This window comes from Spiroplasma mirum ATCC 29335 (genome assembly GCF_000565195.1).
GTDB lineage: Bacteria > Bacillota_I > Bacilli_A > Mycoplasmatales > Mycoplasmataceae > Spiroplasma > Spiroplasma mirum.
In genome coordinates this window covers 688,681-707,036 of record NZ_CP006720.1, presented here as the reverse complement: position 1 = coordinate 707,036, position 18,356 = coordinate 688,681, and the positions used below count along the sequence as shown (strand labels likewise).

Genomic DNA, 18,356 nt, shown 5'->3' with positions numbered 1-18,356 from the left:
TAAGTTAGTTTAATAATTATAGTTGAGGTAATTAGTTATGTTTTTTCTTTAATTTTTATTGAGTTTCATTTGATAATCCGTTATGATTAATAAGGTTGTTATTTCGTTGTTATTAACATCACCCTTTGTTAATTACTTTGATTTGACATTAAATAAACCATTAAATGAAGGGAGAATATTACGTAATGTTGACTAAAGAACAAAAAGCTGAAATTGTATCAAAATACGGCAGAAATAAAAATGATACGGGGCTACCAGAAGTGCAAATTGCAATTCTAACCCAAGAAATTAATAACGCAACAGAACATTTACAAACACATAAAAAAGATATTACTTCACGTCGTAGTTTGTTAAAAAATGTTGCGCAAAGAAAACACTTGTTATCATATTTAGCAAACAAAGATTTTGAACGTTATAAAGCTATTATTGAAGCGTTAAAAATTAGAAAATAAAAGTAAAAAATCACAAGCGTGATTTTTTTATTTTAATGTTATTTATGCAATTTATCCTTTATAATTATTAGAGATTAAAAGATTAATGTAAAAAGAAGGAAGTTAATTAATGAAAAAATCACATATTCGCAATTTTTGTATTATTGCCCATATTGACCACGGAAAATCAACTTTAGCTGATCGGATTTTAGAATTAACTGGTACCGTGGAAAAGCGGGAAATGCAAAACCAGTTATTAGATTCGATGGATTTAGAGCGTGAACGTGGAATTACAATTAAATTAAATTCAGTCCAACTAACATACCATGCTAAAAATGGTGAAAAGTATATTTTTCATTTAATTGATACTCCCGGTCATGTTGATTTTACTTACGAAGTATCCCGGAGTTTAGCTGCTTGTGAAGGAGCGTTATTAGTAGTTGATGCGGCCCAGGGAATTGAAGCCCAAACCTTAGCAAATGTTTATTTAGCAATTGATAATAATTTAGAAATTATTCCAGTTATTAATAAAATTGATTTACCATCTGCTGATCCTGAACGGGTAAAAGCTGAAATTAAAAAAATAATTGGAATTCCTGCCGAGCAAGCGCCCTTAATTAGTGCGAAAACAGGAGTTAATATTGACCAAGTGTTAGAAGCAATTGTTAAATATATTCCTGCCCCAATTGATGCGGATGATAATAAACCACTGTGCGCTTTAATCTTTGATTCTTATTATGATAAGTACCGAGGGGTAATGCTTTCAGTTCGGGTAAAGCAAGGAATTATTAAAGTGCGGGAAAAAATTAAGTTAATGAGTACCAATGCGGTTTATGATGTTACCGAAGTGGGAATTAAAACGCCAAAAGAAGTTAAAAAAGACCAGTTAGAAGCGGGAGAAGTAGGTTGAATTGCTGCTAGTATTAAAACTATTAAAGATATTAATGTGGGGGATACCATTACTAGTGTTGCTAATCCTGCCCAGGAACCATTATTAGGTTATAAAAAACTAAACCCAATGGTCTTTTGTGGATTATATCCAATTGATTCTGCAAAGTATAAAGATTTAAAAGAAGCGTTAGAAAAAATTCAAGTATCAGATGCTTCCCTAGTATATGAACCAGAAACATCACAAGCATTAGGATTTGGTTTTCGTTGTGGTTTTTTTAGGATTATTACACATGGATGTTATTCAAGAACGCTTAGAACGAGAATACAATTTAGAATTAGTTGCCACCGCACCATCGGTAATTTACCATGTTTACTTAATAAATAAAGAAATGATTAAAATTGATAATCCAAGTAAACTGCCCCCGGTTCAAAAAATTGATTATATTCAAGAACCATATGTGCGAACAACGATTATGACTCCTGACACTTATATTGGTCCGTTAATGGAATTATGTCAGCACAAACGGGGAATTTATCAAAACTTAGAATATATTGATGATACCCGCCGGATTTTAATTTACCAAATGCCATTAAATGAAATTGTCTTTGATTTTTTTGACCGGTTAAAATCAATTAGTAAGGGTTACGCCTCATTTGATTATGAATTTGATGGCTACCAAACTAGCAAACTAGTAAAAATGGATATTCTCTTAAATGGCGAAGTAATTGATGCGTTATCAACTATTGTTCACGGGGATTTTGTCTACCACCGGGGAAAATTATTATGTGCCAAACTTAAAGAAATTATTCCTCGTCAGAATTTTGAAGTCCCAATTCAAGCCGCAATTAATAATAAGATTATTGCCCGCGAAGATATTAAAGCCTTACGAAAAAATGTCTTAGCAAAATGTTACGGGGGGGATATTTCCCGTAAGAAAAAACTGCTAGAAAAACAAAAAGAAGGGAAAAAACGGATGAAAGCAATTGGAACATTGGAAGTCCCACAAGAAGCTTTTATGGCTGTGTTAAAAATTGATGATTAAATATTTTATTCTAATTTTTTTAATGATTACTTTAACTTATTAAAATAAGTTCTAAATAATAGGATATAAGGAAATTTTTAGTAGGGGTAATAATTTAAATTATAAGTATTCACAATTAAAATTTAGATTAATATATAAGATTAATCCAATTGCACCCTAAAGAAAGTTTAAAGTAAGCAAAGGATAGTAGAAACTATTCTTTTTTTGTTGTAAAATTAAAATATAATTTTATAAATATATTTTAATTTAGAAATTATTTATGAATAAAGGTGAATAATAAATAACATCTAAAATTATTTTAAGAAAATAAATAAAGATTAAGTAAATTATAATAAGATTTTATATTCAAAATTAAATAATAAATAAAATTATTTTAATATTTAAAAATATGTATTTATGAGTTGGGATTTATTTGGGTGGGAATAAAATGTTTAGAAAGAGGGACATAATTATGAAAATAATTTTATCTTTATTAAGTATTGCTGCTTTAGTACCATCAGCCGTATTACCAACAATATCAAATAATATTAATAATAATATGGTAACCGAAATAAAATCATTTACTAGTTTTGAAAGTATGTTACCGCCAGGGACAGGTACACATATTTATCCTCAAGATCTGTTGATAATATTAATGAGGCAGTTAAGTTTATTAATGAAAATCATATTACAGAATGAAAAATAGCAAATTTTTACTATTCGTATAAAAATGGAACTTTCGGTGCTCACGGAAGTATCTATTATACTTTTGTAGAGAGTGTAGAAAAATTAATGAAAACTCCAGATTTTAAAGCTACTCGTATGACATTTGTAAGAAATGATACACCAGGAACAGCGTTTACATATGTTGGGATGAAACTAAATTATGTTATTGGTTCAGGTGTGGAACAAGAACAAACACTACTAAAGTGATTCAACTATGTTCAATGTTTATGCTTATGAAAACACTTATATGTCGACAGAATTAATTATAAAATTATTCAAACAATTTTAAATAATATACTACAAAATATTGTAGTAAATATTATTTATCTTGGCATCCAACAAGTTTACATAAAAGATCATTTAGTTTTTTTATCTTACTTGTTGGGTATTTTTTTTATTCTTTTTAATTTTTAAACAAAAGGTAAAAAAATATTAATAATTTTGACAGTATAGAATTCATACTTCAATTATTATTTGAGTATTATTAGGATTATCAATAGCATTATTTATTGGAATAGGATTAATGTTATTCTTATCATCGGCTAATGTTGAAAGCTTTATGGTTAATTTTCAGTATGGAGTTTTAATATTTAATAATATATTTTTGCTACTCTTTATTTTATTAATTGTAGCAAAAATATTTAGTCAAGAATTTTCAAACGGTACTTACTTATTAATTTTATCAAAACCATATTCTCGCTTTACTATTTTTCTACTTAAATATATATCAATTTGGCTAATGATTTTTATTTTTTTAGTAATTAATATGTTAGCCACATTTTTAGTTGGTTTTTAAGCCAAGCAATTACTAAAAATGAAGTTTATTTCCAATTATATAATTCTTTAATTTTAAAATTATTAGTTTATTCTTTAATGTTAAGTTACTTCGCATCCAGTGGAATTATTTTTATTTCCACATTTTTAAATTCTCAAGCAGTCCTAATAATTGTGGTAATTTTTTGTAGTTTGTTTTTAATCGGAGGAATTCCTTATTCGTTAATTATGAATATTAGTAATAATATTAGTTTAAATTTTAAAAATGTGACCCAAGAATAGGCTGGATTAAAAAAATATCTTGCATTATCATAGAATTATAGTTTAATTTCAAAATTAAATGTTATTGAACATTGAAATCAAATTTGAACAAGTTCACTTTCTTATTTACCAGTAAGTTTTGCTTTGTTAGAAAATAGCCATATTGATTTTGACAGTCAAAAAAACTTGTTAATGAATTATCAAGATTTTCCTTTAACAATAAATACCAATAATAAAATTGATCTTAATTATCAGTTTTATTTGAATATTATTTTAATACGGAATATTTACTTAATTTTAGCCGCAATTTTAATTATTATGTCAATAATAATTTTACAACGAAAAAATATAGTATAATGTCGTTTACAAAGAGGGGGTGACTTTATGGAGAAACAAAATAATTTAAAACTACCAATGACAAATGCCATTATGCTTAGAGACCAACCAGTAATTATAGTAAAAAATTTTATTCGAAAATTTCGAAAGAATAAAATTGGACCCTTTAATTTTGTTGTAACCCAAGGTAAATTACATACTATTTTGGGCGCTTCTGGGAGTGGGAAAACAGTGCTAATTAAATCCCTTATTGGGGGGTTAAAAGGTTATAAAGGGTCAATTAAATTACTATTGAAGGAAAAAAGCTGGCAGCATTGCTGCTAAAGAAAAGATTGGATATGTTCCCGAGTATATTACTTTTCCTGAAAATATTAGTGCCTGGAGTTTTTTAAAAAACTTTGGTAAAGCCAATGAATGGGGTTAATGGTAAGTATTTATACTATCGTTTAGAATATTTAATGAAATCACTAAAAATTTGAGATTCTCGTCATAGAGATGTTAATTCTTTTTCTTCAGGTATGAAAAAGCGGGTGATGATTATTCAGGGAATTATCCATGATCCCGAAATTTTAATCTTAGATGAACCTGAAGCGGGATTAGATGTTGAAAACCGGGAAAAAATAATTAAATATTTAAAAGCATTAACATTACGGGGTAAAACAGTCTTCTTTTTATCTCACTTGTTAAATGAAATTAAAGACTATATTGATGAATTTACAATGGTGATGAATGGTACTCAATATTATACTGGTAATTTCAAACAGTTTAACCTTAGTAACACTTACTTTATTGAATGTAAACGTCTGGACTTTTAATTTCGCGGTTCCTAACAGTTAATAAAGCAGTTAATTGGCATGATAAAAATACTAATCACTAATCGGTTATTTTTTATCATTTCATCCCCCTTATCACTATTTTATATCACTAATTTTGCACTTAAATATAAAATTCCGGTCACTAAAATTTCAACTGCGAAGTTTACTTTTAATTTTTTAAATCAAAAAATTACCCATAATTAAAAATAACTTATTAAAGGAGAGGATAGTATGAAAAAGCTATTAATAATTTTAGGTACGATTAGTTTAACAGTTGGAGCAATAACGACACTAATTGCTTGTACCGGTTCTAAAACAAATAATGCTACTCCAGGTGCTACGACAACCAAAGATGCCAAAGTTTTAAATAATATTGTTAACAAAACTAATAAATATTTTTTAGATTTTTTAAATTCTAACCAATATGTTGATACTACGCAATATGGTTCAGAGGTGTTTGCTAATTTCTTCAATAATGTTAATAAACAAGAACCAACTGCGGTTATTGATATTGCTGATAGTAATTTTAATCAGGGGATTAATAATATTAATACTATTTTTAAAAACTATTTAGACCAAATTAATATTAAAATTGCTCAAGAATACTCCAACGTATATGTTAACAGTTATCCCTTAACTTGAAACATGGAGAAAAATATTAGTACCCTAAATTTTATTAATTTAGAAGATTTACATAATTTAAATCCGGGTGTCGGGATTGATGGTTTAAAAGCTGTTTCTTACCAATTTAATATTCATTATAATATAGAGTATAAGAAAATATCATCATCTAATAATTTTACCTTTAATTTTATTATTTCCAATGATCCTCAAAAAATTAATCAATTTCAAACTGAAACAATGACTAAATTATCAGGTGATATATATTATTAACTATTTTAGTGGTGAATATATTATAATTTATAAAAAACTTGCCTACCAAAAATTATATGATAATTTTGATATTAATTATACAACTTCTCATATTAATTTAGATAATATCGTCCAAGCTGAGTGTTGATTAGTTTTTTAAATAATGATTCAGAATTAACTGATATAATGCAACAAGTAACTTGAAATGATGATAAATCAATTTTAACATTATTATCTTCTGCAATTGATCAAACAACAAATGGAATTTTAATTGCCGATTCTAAATATTTTTCTAATCACTGAACAGGAAAGGGATTTCAATCAGATCAAATTACGCCGGAAAAATTTTTACCATTCTATAAACAAATCTTAAAAGTGTTTGAAATTAGTAGCGATGAATTACAACTAGCTAGTTTTAATGTTAATTTAGCAAAAATTAGTATCGCAGGATTACAGTTATCGAAAATTGTTTCAAATGGAGACAAACCCCTAAGATGGATTAAATAAAAAGCTATTTAATTTTGCAACAATTATTACTTTATTTATAAAAAATTACCATATTGAGTCAGAAAGTGATCATTGAGTAAAAGTTTATTTGATCAAATTAAAAATGAAAAATATAATGATGCATTAATAGATATTACTAATAATTTTATTAATCAAGAAGATATTGCAAAATTAGAAGATATTGATATGTTTACTTTAGGGGATGAAACTAAGCAAAATCATACTTGAACAATAGTCGATGATCACACTATTAAACTTCCAAAAAGAATAACATGAAATTTTGATTTAATGTATGGTGGCAAAAGCATCAATAATTCAATTTGCTATACACCTTTAACTTCTTGAAACTTTTATTTGATAATTAAAGATGATTTAGTATAATAACATTTAAAAATTAAATTTTTTAAAGTTACCAAATAAAATTTACTTTAAAAATAAAAATTTTGTATTTTAAAACTCTTTTTATATAGCAAAAAGAGTTTTTTTGTTTAACTTTTTATTCATAATTTTTAGAAATAGTTAAAGGAATTTTTTGGAGGAAATAAACATTAATTAAGATTAGTAAACTTTATTTTAATTTATATATTCTGAATTCAAAAATTATATTTTTCTAAATTTATCAATTTTTTTGTAATTTTATAAATTTTTTTAATAAAAAATTACTTATATAATTTTAAATTTATATAATTTTATTATCAATTATTTTAATAATTGATAATGGGAGGTTATAGAAAAAGTGAAAAAATTAATGAGTTTATTAGGAATATTTACTTTAACAACATCAATAGTAAGTAATATAAATGCGTGTAAAACTCTAAAGAAAGAAACAACAAATAAGAAAGAATTAGAAAAAATAAAAGATATAGAAACTTTAAATAATATAAAAAATAAAGTACAAAATTCATTTTATGAAAAAGTAAATAGTGAAGGCATTATTAAACTAGAAAATAGTCAATTATTTTCACAAATTACTGAAGAAAATGATAATATTAAAATAGAAAATGGTACTGAAAAAATATTATGGATTATATTATTAATAATTGACAAAAATCTCAAAATAGAGAACTTATGAATGAATATTCTAATTTTTATATTAGTAGTAATATTAAACCACCCACTGAAATTGTCAAAAATTCGGTTGAAATTATCGGAAATTATATTAATCCAGAAGTTTTCAATCTTAATAAGACTACCCAATTTGATATATCAAATATTAAAACAATTAATCTAAGTTATAAGTTTGAAATAGAACTAAATTATAAAGAACACAAAACCAAAATAAATTTAATTGGTGAATTTATCTTTACTAATCATAAAGAATATATTAAGGGTTTAGTAAATAAATATGCTTCAAAAATTTTAGAAGAAATAAAAAAATTTAATAGCGAAAAAAATAATGAAATTATAATAGATGATCAGCAAAATAATTCATTAAATAAAAAATTATATGAAAACAATAATTTTTTATTCAGTAATAATGTTGTAAGAGAAATTAGTAAGTATATAAAATATGAGTTTTTAAATTTTTTAGATAATAATATAAATAAAAATGAAGTTAATTATCAAATTAATGATAATGAAGAATTATTACATTCTGTGACTTCTCGCGAGGGATGAAAATTATATTATGACTATTCAGTTTATAGGGACAATATTAGTGACCAAGATTTAAACTGATTATTTAGTAATAATAATTTAAAAGATAATGCCAATGAATTTAATAAACAGTACTTAAGAGAAGAATGAGATGATAAAATTTTATTAAATTCCTCTAGTTTTAATTTATGCTATTTTAAAATTTGAGGAATTCCTTTAATTAGCAATAGTTTTGCAAATGAACAAATTAATGTTTATTTAACAAAAGAAGCTTTAAAAAATAAAATTAATAATTTTGGGAATTTAATTTACCAGTTTTTCAAATTTTTTAATGCTATAAAAGACGGAGATAAGATAAAACTTTTTGTAAATAGTGATATTTTTAACCAAATTAAAAGTAATGTTACATCTAAAAGTAAAATTTTAGATATTTTAAGTAGCAATTTTAGAAATAATGCTTCAATTGATACAAATTATTTTTGATTAGAAAATAGTTTTAAAAATGTCTCAAAATCAAAACTTATAGATGATTCAACCATATTATTTAATGATGATCAAAATAATAAAATAAATTGAGAAGTTAAATTTATATATGGTAGAAGTATTTATGGCCCTTATTTTAGTTATATTCCATTTGGAAGCAAATATCAAGAATCTAACTTTTACATAGTAAAACAATAAAAATTTTAATAGAGAAAAAAGTTATTTTAATTAATTAAAATAACTTTTTTATTAGTAAAATTAACTTATATTATTTAACCTTAATTTTTTTCTTTTTATAAAATTAATCAAAAATATGTTATTTTTTTAATATTTTCCTTAAATATTTAGCAAAAGATGTATAATGAAAATAGAAAATTTTTGATAAGGTTAAACTAAGCAAGGACAGTTAAGATAAAAGTTTTTGGTAACCAGCAAATAATTAATGCAATAGAAAATAAAAAACTAAAACAAGTTGTTAAAAATTTATTAGCATTAAGACTAAATTATACAATTAATTATACAAAATCACAAAGTATTGAACACCAAGATTCAACACCACAATCAGCAATTGCATTACCTAATCATGGATTTTATTACTATGCTTGACAATTAAAAGACATGTTTAATGTAGATTCTACATATAAAACTGCCGCAATTAATATTAATAAAACATTATCAACAAGTATTAGTGAAATTAGTATTGATCAACTTGAAATCGCAACTCCCGAATCAGAAGGAACATATATTCCTGGGGATAAATATAGTGATGACACAATTGTGCAAGATAAATTATTTTACTTAGCAATAACTTCAACTCAAGCACCGGGAACATTTGATTTATTATTAGAAAACTTAACATTGAATTAAGATTATTTGTTAATTTTTAATTTAAGTTTTATTAACCCCTATAAGAAGTAAATAGGGGTTTTCTTTTCTTAGTTTTCTAGTTATTTGTTCACATATCCTAAATAACTTCGAAAAGTAAATAATTTTTTTAAACTAATTCCTTTTTGCTAAAAATAATGTAAAATAAAATAGTATAGTGATGGTTATATGTAAGACAATATATAAAGAAATATGGGTGAGTAAATATGCAGAGTTTAAAAATATCATCAAGAATTTTAATTATTATTGGGGCGATTTTATCAACAATAATTTTTGGGGTGGTAATTATTATTGCCAAAGATGCCACCGCCCAAGGGATTAAAGTTCCGGGAAAAATAATTTTTGACGATCTTGTGAGTGTTGTACGCGCTATTGAGGGAGATAACAGTAGTGCTGTCGCAAAAATGATTGCCAATCAAACCGCTGTTGGAGAAGTTTTAATTGCAATTACTTTTGGAATTTCCTTATTATACTTAATTCCAGTGCTAATTCCCCAAAATAATAGTTTTAAAATTTTTGGTTACTTTTTAGCGTTTGTTGTTGGACTTGCTTCATTAGCCTTAACAATTGTGGCAATTTATTTAGCCACAGTAACACCAACTACAATTGGCGAAAAATATCGTTATGGTTTAAAATTTCAACCACTAGAAATCTTACTTTTAATTGGTCCATTCTTATTAACAATTGGGGCCATTATTGGTTTAAAATATAGTCTTGCGGTAATGAAAAATTCACAATTATCTGAAGATGATTGTAACCGTCAACGTGCTATTAACCTAGCTGCCGGACGGATTGGAGCTGGCGGGACAGTTCCCCAAAAACAATTTGTCCAAGCAAATGAAATTAAACCTAGTGCGCTTCCCCCAGTTAATCAAGCGCCAAGCGTTAATAATGATTTAAAATTAAAAATGGCCCAATTAAAACAACGCATGGCAAGCGCCCAAAAAATTGCTAATGAAAATAGTATTAATAATAGTCGCTGAGTTAGTGCCACAAGAAAAAATGAAACAAAAAAAGAAATTCGGGTGGGCTCTGAAGGACAATATTTGCGTACCCTACGTGATGGGGAAGTTTTGGATGAATCATCAAAAGGAGTTGACATCGCTAACCTCGCTGAGTTAGTTCAAAAAGGTGATGTTATTAAACACCATGAATCATATCATTACCAATCTCCGAACCAAGTTAATAAAGTGCAAACCAAAACTTCGTTATTTATTCCTAAATCAAAACAAAGTGCCCATATTGATACGAGAACACTTGAACAAAAAATTGGGGGTCCTTATATCAAAGGGACTGTTGGTGGTCGTTCGAATCCAAATGCCAAGGTTGATCATTCTTATGATGGGAAAGTATTTTTAGGAGATATTGATAAAATCTGAAAAGCGGGGAAAAAATATCGTGAAGATATTACAGTAAAAAAACCGCAACATAATGAGTTTAATAACCAAAACCCGCTGGTTAATAACTATCCACCCCACAATAACAATGACGAGCACAATAATTAAACAATCAAAACCACCTTGTTAAGCTTTGCGGTTTTTCTTTGAGCGCTTGATAATTTGAAGGTAAATTATAACAATGACAAAAACATTATCTTACCAAGGAAAATTAATTAAATATGAATTAACCATTAAAAAACAAAAGAATATTGTGTTAAATGTTAATAATGGCAAGATTAAAATTTCAGCGCCGAGTCACGCGAATGACTGAGAAATTGAAGGATTAATTTATCGCAATATTAAAAAAATTCTTACGATTATGGATTATCATGATATTTATCGGAAAGTTGCCTTTGCGCCTGTTAACCATCTAGGTTATGTAATTGTTTTTAATAACAAATACCCACTTCAATTAACGACCAAAAATATTCATACCAAAATTATTAATAAAGAATTATTTATAATGAAAGATTATGGGAGTTATGAAGAAAACTTAAAAAAACTCCATAATTTTTTACGTCAGAAGTTTACTTATAAATTTGAGCAATTAGTTAATAAGTGAGCTAAAATTATGCAGTTAGAATATAAGAACCTGAACATTAAATCAATGACGAGAAAATGAGGAGTTTGTTATCCACAAACCGGCAAAATTGTGCTAAATATTAAATTAATTCATTTTGATCCAAGTGTTATTGAATATGTTGTGGTTCATGAGCTAAGTCATCTTGTCCACCACAATCATTCAAAATCATTTTGACATTATGTAAAAAAATACTTACCAAATTATCGTGAAAAAATTGAAGTTTTAAAAAAACAAGGAATTTAAAACTTTTTTTATTTTCTGATAGTAAAATATTATTGACACATAGTAAGGATGATGACAATCAAATACTTGGGTACTAGTAAAATGACTTATCAACTTGATGCATATTTCATGAAAACTTTAAAAATTATCAAGCTAAAGAACTAATGACACGCAGTGCTCGCGGGTTATTTAATAATCTTAATTTTACGCACCAAAATTTTTTAATTTTTAGTAATTTTGGGAATAATGGGGGTGATGGCTTAACCTTAGCTTATTTATTAGCAACCTTTGATCCCACAACAAAAGAAATTAATGTTTATTTTTGTTATGATGAAACTACTTTTGCACATAAAAAAACTGCCAAGTTATTGTGCTGTTGCCTTAGCTCAAATTGCTAGTTATCATCCTGGTTATAAAGCAATTTATTTGGCGGATTTAGTTCAGTATTTATCCTTAGCTGTCAGTGTCTGGGCCAGACAATTCCGATTCCTAGTTGAATTAAGAGTTTAGAACAGTTACCAAATATTTTAGATTTGCAAACTACCCACACTCTCCTTGCTTTTAACCAAGTTTATTACAATCCCCAGACTGGGTTACCATATCTAAATCTAAAAGTTAGTTCTAGTGCCCAGGAGAATGTTGTTCTGAATGATATTAGTTTAGTGTGATTACCAAGTCAGAATTGGGATCAATTTTATCGTTTTGATAAAATTCGAACTAATCAGGTTAATGATATTTTTACTACTAATTTAATAAATGGTAAAATTCCTGACATTATTTCTTATCGTTTTGCTAAGTTAGCCCATTTACAAGTTAATGATTATTTTAATTTAACTATTAATAATCGTTTAAGTAAATTTAATATTCCGATTACTATTAAAGGAATTATTAAAAACGATAATTTAAAAAATAATGTTTTTATTAATTATGATAATTTAAAAAACTTGTATGTGGATAATAATAACCAACCATTACCAGTCTTCTATAAATAGTATCATTTCCAAAGAGTAGTTAATTGATCCCAACATTAATATTGATAATGTTATTAAAGGAAAAACAAATGTTAAATTCCAGCTTCAAAATTTAGCGTTAAATTTCTTTAATAGTGATTTAAATAGTAGTTTATTGGATATCTTAAAAAAATTAGTGAATAATGATGATAACAACGCGGCCTTGTTATTAAACCCAAATAGCATTTCAACAATTACCTTACAGCAAGCAATCGCCAAAGCCGCTTTAAAATTAGTTAATAATTCCTTGTTAATAATGCAAATTTTAAACGGAGCAATTATTTTCATTATTTTAGCAGTTGTAACCTCTTCGTTTATTGATGAAGCAAGTCAAATTATTTTAACAATGCGAGCGCTAAGTTATTGCCTCGGCCAAGTCAATTTTATTGTAATTGGAAATTATGTTTTAGGAATTATTCTGACTTTTATTTTATCTTATTTCTTAACACTTTTAATTTGAAAAATTGCCCTTGATATTATCTTTACAAAATTTATGGTAGTACTAAATGTTCCGCTTAATTGACAAACACCACTCAAAGCCGGGGTTATTATTGGCGTTGTTCTTGTCTTGTCATGAATGCTATCAATGTATTTAGTTAAAAAACGTAAACTTAATGAACTAACTGAATAAAATAGGTTATAATACTTATATAAATAAAATTTAATATTTTAAATCAATGATTTAGGAGTAGTAATTAATTTAACTGATATCCAGCGAGACTATAATTGGTGAGAAATAGTTTATGAGGGATTAATGAATTCACCTAATGAGAGCTGCTAATCCCAGCCGGATTATTTCATAATTCGTTAACTAATTAAGAGATTACTTTAATCTGAACAAGGATGGTACCGTGATATATTCACTCCTTATTTGATATCTTTTGATATTAAATAAGGAGTTTTCTTATCAACACAAAAAGGAGTTAGACAATGGAAAAAGAATTACAAGAATTAATTGCAAATGCAATCAAGGAAATTAACACATCAAGTAGTTTAGAAGAATTAAACAACATGCAAATTAAATATTTAGGGAAAAAATCAACAATTAATGATTTACTACGGGGTTTAAAAGATTTAAAACATGAAAAACGCGTGGCAATGGGGGCATTAGCTAATAAAGCAAAAAGTGAACTAACCACCTTATGACAAACCAAAAAGCAAGAATTAGAACTAGTTTATTTAAATAATAAGTTAGAAAATGAAAAAATTGATTTAACATTACGAGAATATCAATTAAAGTTTGCAAATAAACATCCGCTTAATATCATTATTGATGAAATTTCCCAAATATTTCAAGAGTTAGGTTATGACACAGTATTTGGACCAGAAGTAGAAAGTGATGAATATAATTTTCAACAGTTAAATTTACCGGTTTCCCATCCCGCCCGTGATATGCAAGACACTTTTTACATTAGTGATAGTATTTTATTAAGAACCCACTGTACAAATGTTACCGCTCGTGCAATTAGTGGGATGACTTCCCAAGACCAAGTGTTAGCAATAATTTCCGCCGGAAATACTTATCGCCGCGATGATGATGATGCCACACATTCCCACCAGTTTATGCAAATTGACGGATTTTTAGTGGCCCCGAATGTTAGTTTTGCAAACTTAAAATGAACCTTACAATACTTTTGTCAACGAATGTTTGGTGATAAAACCCAAATTCGAATGCGTCCAAGTTACTTTCCCTTCACCGAACCATCAGTAGAAGTTGATGTGACTTGTATTTGTTGTGGGGGCGTAGGATGTAACTTGTGTAAATTTACCGGGTGAATTGAAATTTTAGGAGCCGGGATGATTAACCCGCTCGTATTTGAAGCATGTGGACAATCAAAAGATTTAACTGGATTTGCATTTGGAATTGGGATTGAACGGATTGCAATGTTAAAATATGGGGTTGATGATATTCGCCGCTTTTATACTAATGACTTACGATTTTTAGACCAGTTTAAAGGTTTTAATTAAGAAAGGACAACTACGATGATAATAACAAGAAAATGACTAGAATGTTATATTGATTTAAATAAGATTAGTGATGAACAAATTATTAGTGCTTTAAATAGTCTTGGTTTTGAAGTTGATAACTACCATAACTATGATCAGAATACTAATATTGTTTTGGGGAGAGTCCAAGTTGTAAATCCGATTCCAGACACCCACTTGAACTTCTGTTTAGTAGATACCAAGGGTGAGTTAGTTGATCCGATTGTGTGTGGCGCAAGTAATGTGGCCGAAGAAATGTATGTGGTGGTTGCCAAACCAGGAGCACACTTAGCAAATGGGGCAGACATTGCAGCGACTAATATTTGTGGTTTTGCTTCGGAAGGAATAATTTGTTCATTAGAAGAACTACGAATTCCAAAGGGAACCTTAACAACCGCGGAATTAGATGAAATTCTGCCCTTAACTGAAGATATTGATATTCATTATGAAAATTTAGGAACCAGTGCCATTGGCAAAATGTTGGGGTTAGATGATTCTAGTTTTGAAGTTGATTTAACTTTAAACCGTAGTGATGGGTTAAGTGCTTATGAACTAGCTCGTGAATTAGCTAATTACTTCAATCGTAAGTTAGAACCTTTAGAGTTAGAAGATCCTGGTGAATTAACTGAATATGAAAATAATTTAAAAGTTGTCATTGATACTAATGATGTTAATGTCGCAGTTAGTGCTAATATTCAGTTAAAAGAAAACCGCCATCCCTTAGCGACCAAAAAACGAATTTGATTAAAAATGAATCAATACCAATCAGATATCACCAAACCAATTCATGATTTATTAGCAGTTACAACCATTGAAACTGGCCAACCCTTATTAGGATATGATCGACAAAAAATTACGGGAACATTAAAAATTACCGATAATTATGAAAATAAAGAATTTGGGATTACCAAGGGGGATTTAGTTGTTGTTGATGATGAACAATTTGTAGAACTAATTGGGGTGAAAACTAATCCGGCCTATGAAATAACGAACACAACTACTGAAATTACAATCTTGGCTGTAAATATTAACTTTACAAAAATGCGCAGTCAACAACGAAAAGTAGGCATTAGTAATTTAAATTTACAACGCTACATTAAACCAATGTCTTCAGCAACGGTGAATATTGGATTGGGAAGGTTTATTAAGTTATTAGAACTTCACGAGTATTTAGCGAAAGTATCAGTAATTAATTTTGTTAAAGAAAAATACTTAGAAAATGACCAAATTATGGTTTCCCTAAGTTATTTAAATAGTTTGATTGGGTACCAGTTTGCCTTAAAAGATGTCAAGGACTTATTAGAACCCTTAAACTTTGTTATTAATGAACAAGACCATAATTATTTTGTTGTCCAAACACCAGCGATGCGAACTGATTTACACCAACCCGCAGATATTGTAGAAGAAGTTGTCCGGCTATATGGTTATGATAACATTATTGCAACTCCGCCAGTTGTTCCTCATGTGAAAAAAACTAGTCATAACAAAGCAAAAGTTATCGCGGATTTAGAACAATGATTATTAGGGAATGGTTTTTACCAAGCAAAAACTTACTCAATAGTGAATGACCAGGAAAATCAAGACTTTAATTTATTTGGTTATCAAAACCCTTACCATTTACTAAGTCCCTTATCACAAGATCACCAAACAATGCGGTTAAGTTTATTAAATAGTTTACTAACTACTGTGCAATATAATAATGCTCGTAATCTGGATAATGTAAAATTATTTACAATTGAAAAAATTTATTTTAATCAGAACCAGGAAAATTACCATGCTAGTTTTGTAGCGCAAGCAGATGTTATTAAAAGTAATTTAACAGCGGATAAATTGGCTAATTCCTACTATTATATGAAAGGATTATTGGAAGGGTTCCTAACTAAAGCACAAATTCCATTAACAAAGTTAACATATCGCAAAGCACAACCATTACCAATTTTTCATCTTTACCAAACTAGTGAAGTTTATTTAGATAACCAATTATTAGCAGTAATTGGAAAAGTTCATCCCAATTTGCTTGCAAATAAAATTGATACTTATTTCTGTGAAATTAATTTAGAAGTGATTTTTAACTATCCTCATAAGATCACAACATTCTTTCGCGAGTTAAATAAATATTCTGCTTCAACCCGCGATATTTCAATGCTAATTAAAAAGACGGATAATTATGGTGATTTAGAACCAAAAATTATTGTGGATCTTAACCATTTAACAAATGTTGAAGTTGTTGGACAGTATCAAGGAGAAAACATTGCTTCTGATATGTGCTCCCTAACCGTTCGGTTTACTTTTAATAGTAATGATCAACAGTTAACTGAAGCGGATGTGAATAATGAATATGATAAAATTAAAAATAATTTAACTAAATTAGGAATTACTATTCGTTAACAATAATTAAACAGAATTATTTATGATAAATAGTTCTTTTTTCTTGTAATCAAGGCTTTTTTATTAAAAATAAGGTATTGATTAAATTAGTAAAAACTATAATTTAGTTAATAGCATGACGAGATGGGAAGAAGGTGTGAGTAAGGATGGTTCACAAAAAGACAGATTCCGCTCAGCAGACAGAAGGGATTAGTTCTTCCGAATGAGGAAAATTAGTTGAACGGAATCGAAAAGAAATTGGGATTGTATATGGTTTAATCGTCGCTTTTGGCTATTCATTTGTACCACTGATGTTATATTTAATTCCGAATAATGGTCCTTATGGAGATTTGGGTTCAATTTCAAACTCAACATTTTTTGTTACAATTCAAGAAATCTTGGGAGCTTTAACAATGTTTATTTTTTACAAGCCCACAAATTTTATTTGTTATTTTAAAATGTTAAAACATAAAGAAACCTGGTTAATTGTGTTATATGGTTTATTAGAAAAACCAGTGGCAATGGTTTTCTTCCAACTATCAGTAATGTTAATAATTATGGCGTCGGATGGAAATGATGGGACCGTTCCTGGTTTATTACTAAACTTAAATGTTATTTTAGTCGCGATTGAATCAGTGATTTTTTTCCGCGCGAAACAAAAATATACTTAAACAGCATTAATAATTTCAACCGTGTTAATTATTGGAATGGGAATTAACTTTGCAATTGATAAGGGGTTAACCTGACAATCAGTTGGAGGAATGAGTTTAGCCTTAATCACGGCGTTTTTATATACCATTGAAGCAGTTGGAATGTACCAGTTAATGCGGGTTTCCCAAAATTAACTTTTCGAACCAGGCAACTGTTTCAATTAAAACCGATACTTCTGCGATTATTATAGTCTTGTTGGGACCCCCTTTAGCAGCAGTTGCTTCGCACCACGGATTTGCCTATGGCTATGTAATCTTTCAAAATTTTCAATACTATAATTATGTTTTAATCTTTATTGCGGGGGGAATTTTAATGGGGTTTTTGCGACAACCGTTACCCAGTTATTAATGTTTTTCTGGACACCAATTATCCAATATATTTTTATTGCCGCAAAAGCACCCCAAATAATTTAAAAACCAACTTGATATTATTGGGCTT

General features: G+C 27.9%; 22 protein-coding genes and 1 pseudogene. All 23 read left to right on the top strand.

Annotated features, from left to right (window positions below; translation table 4 throughout):
- Nucleotides 1-185 precede the first annotated feature (185 nt).
- The 23 genes and pseudogenes from rpsO to P344_RS07460 all read left to right on the top strand — a co-directional run bounded on the left by rpsO (nt 186) and on the right by P344_RS07460 (nt 18,266).
- Nucleotides 186-452, top strand: a complete 267-nt coding sequence (gene rpsO, locus P344_RS03530) for a 30S ribosomal protein S15 (RefSeq protein ID WP_025317508.1) — start codon at nt 186-188, stop codon at nt 450-452.
- A gap of 109 nt (nt 453-561) precedes the next feature.
- Nucleotides 562-2,365: pseudogene (gene lepA / locus P344_RS08095) on the top strand (translation elongation factor 4).
- A 451-nt stretch (nt 2,366-2,816) separates the two neighbouring features.
- Nucleotides 2,817-3,050 carry a hypothetical protein gene (locus tag P344_RS03520; RefSeq protein WP_025317507.1) on the top strand — a complete coding sequence of 78 codons (234 nt, stop codon included), beginning with the start codon at nt 2,817-2,819 and terminating at the stop codon, nt 3,048-3,050.
- A 474-nt stretch (nt 3,051-3,524) separates the two neighbouring features.
- A complete protein-coding gene (locus P344_RS07490; protein WP_416374953.1) occupies nt 3,525-3,866 on the top strand; it encodes an ABC transporter permease in 342 nt (113 codons plus the stop codon).
- A gap of 77 nt (nt 3,867-3,943) precedes the next feature.
- Nucleotides 3,944-4,126 (top strand): hypothetical protein, encoded by a 183-nt coding sequence (locus P344_RS07485; protein WP_236681354.1) that lies wholly within the window; start codon nt 3,944-3,946, stop codon nt 4,124-4,126.
- Between the two features lie 363 nt (nt 4,127-4,489).
- The gene (locus P344_RS07480) at nt 4,490-4,765 is read left to right on the top strand and encodes an ATP-binding cassette domain-containing protein (RefSeq protein ID WP_051413772.1); all 276 of its coding nucleotides are present in this window, start codon (nt 4,490-4,492) and stop codon (nt 4,763-4,765) included.
- Nucleotides 4,766-4,839: 74 nt separating this feature from the next.
- Entirely contained in the window at nt 4,840-5,256 is a 417-nt protein-coding gene (locus P344_RS07475; protein WP_236681353.1) for an ATP-binding cassette domain-containing protein, read from the top strand.
- Between the two features lie 231 nt (nt 5,257-5,487).
- Complete coding sequence (locus P344_RS03490) at nt 5,488-6,150, top strand: hypothetical protein (RefSeq protein WP_025317503.1); 663 nt, start codon at nt 5,488-5,490, stop codon at nt 6,148-6,150.
- Complete coding sequence (locus P344_RS06970) at nt 6,134-6,289, top strand: hypothetical protein (protein ID WP_156028552.1); 156 nt, start codon at nt 6,134-6,136, stop codon at nt 6,287-6,289. The genes P344_RS03490 and P344_RS06970 overlap by 17 nt, the downstream gene beginning before the upstream one ends.
- On the top strand, nt 6,271-6,636 hold the full coding sequence (locus P344_RS03485) for a hypothetical protein (RefSeq protein WP_156028687.1): 366 nt from the start codon (nt 6,271-6,273) through the stop codon (nt 6,634-6,636). The genes P344_RS06970 and P344_RS03485 overlap by 19 nt, the downstream gene beginning before the upstream one ends.
- Before the next feature lie 72 nt (nt 6,637-6,708).
- Nucleotides 6,709-7,017 (top strand): hypothetical protein, encoded by a 309-nt coding sequence (locus P344_RS03480; RefSeq protein WP_025317501.1) that lies wholly within the window; start codon nt 6,709-6,711, stop codon nt 7,015-7,017.
- Nucleotides 7,018-7,704: 687 nt separating this feature from the next.
- Entirely contained in the window at nt 7,705-8,913 is a 1,209-nt protein-coding gene (locus tag P344_RS03475) for a hypothetical protein (protein ID WP_025317500.1), read from the top strand.
- Nucleotides 8,914-9,333: 420 nt separating this feature from the next.
- Nucleotides 9,334-9,582, top strand: coding sequence for a hypothetical protein (locus P344_RS03470; RefSeq protein WP_025317499.1), 249 nt, complete (start codon nt 9,334-9,336; stop codon nt 9,580-9,582).
- 224 nt (nt 9,583-9,806) lie between these two features.
- Nucleotides 9,807-11,105, top strand: coding sequence for an SLC41A family transporter (locus P344_RS03465; RefSeq protein WP_025317498.1), 1,299 nt, complete (start codon nt 9,807-9,809; stop codon nt 11,103-11,105).
- Between the two features lie 73 nt (nt 11,106-11,178).
- Nucleotides 11,179-11,865 (top strand): M48 family metallopeptidase, encoded by a 687-nt coding sequence (locus P344_RS03460; protein ID WP_236681352.1) that lies wholly within the window; start codon nt 11,179-11,181, stop codon nt 11,863-11,865.
- Nucleotides 11,866-12,008: 143 nt separating this feature from the next.
- Nucleotides 12,009-12,242: a hypothetical protein gene (locus P344_RS03455; protein WP_025317496.1), complete on the top strand. Its 234-nt coding sequence runs from the start codon at nt 12,009-12,011 to the stop codon at nt 12,240-12,242.
- A gap of 135 nt (nt 12,243-12,377) precedes the next feature.
- Nucleotides 12,378-12,836: an ABC transporter permease family protein gene (locus tag P344_RS06075; RefSeq protein ID WP_025317495.1), complete on the top strand. Its 459-nt coding sequence runs from the start codon at nt 12,378-12,380 to the stop codon at nt 12,834-12,836.
- A 154-nt stretch (nt 12,837-12,990) separates the two neighbouring features.
- Nucleotides 12,991-13,485, top strand: a complete 495-nt coding sequence (locus P344_RS06070) for an FtsX-like permease family protein (protein WP_148552313.1) — start codon at nt 12,991-12,993, stop codon at nt 13,483-13,485.
- Between the two features lie 299 nt (nt 13,486-13,784).
- The gene (gene pheS, locus P344_RS03445) at nt 13,785-14,822 is read left to right on the top strand and encodes a phenylalanine--tRNA ligase subunit alpha (RefSeq protein WP_025317493.1); all 1,038 of its coding nucleotides are present in this window, start codon (nt 13,785-13,787) and stop codon (nt 14,820-14,822) included.
- A gap of 15 nt (nt 14,823-14,837) precedes the next feature.
- A complete protein-coding gene (gene pheT, locus P344_RS03440; RefSeq protein WP_025317492.1) occupies nt 14,838-17,228 on the top strand; it encodes a phenylalanine--tRNA ligase subunit beta in 2,391 nt (796 codons plus the stop codon).
- Nucleotides 17,229-17,374: 146 nt separating this feature from the next.
- Nucleotides 17,375-17,878, top strand: a complete 504-nt coding sequence (locus P344_RS07470) for a hypothetical protein (protein WP_236681351.1) — start codon at nt 17,375-17,377, stop codon at nt 17,876-17,878.
- A gap of 21 nt (nt 17,879-17,899) precedes the next feature.
- Complete coding sequence (locus P344_RS07465) at nt 17,900-18,052, top strand: hypothetical protein (RefSeq protein WP_236681350.1); 153 nt, start codon at nt 17,900-17,902, stop codon at nt 18,050-18,052.
- A 58-nt stretch (nt 18,053-18,110) separates the two neighbouring features.
- On the top strand, nt 18,111-18,266 hold the full coding sequence (locus P344_RS07460) for a hypothetical protein (RefSeq protein WP_245565515.1): 156 nt from the start codon (nt 18,111-18,113) through the stop codon (nt 18,264-18,266).
- Nucleotides 18,267-18,356: the final 90 nt, after the last annotated feature.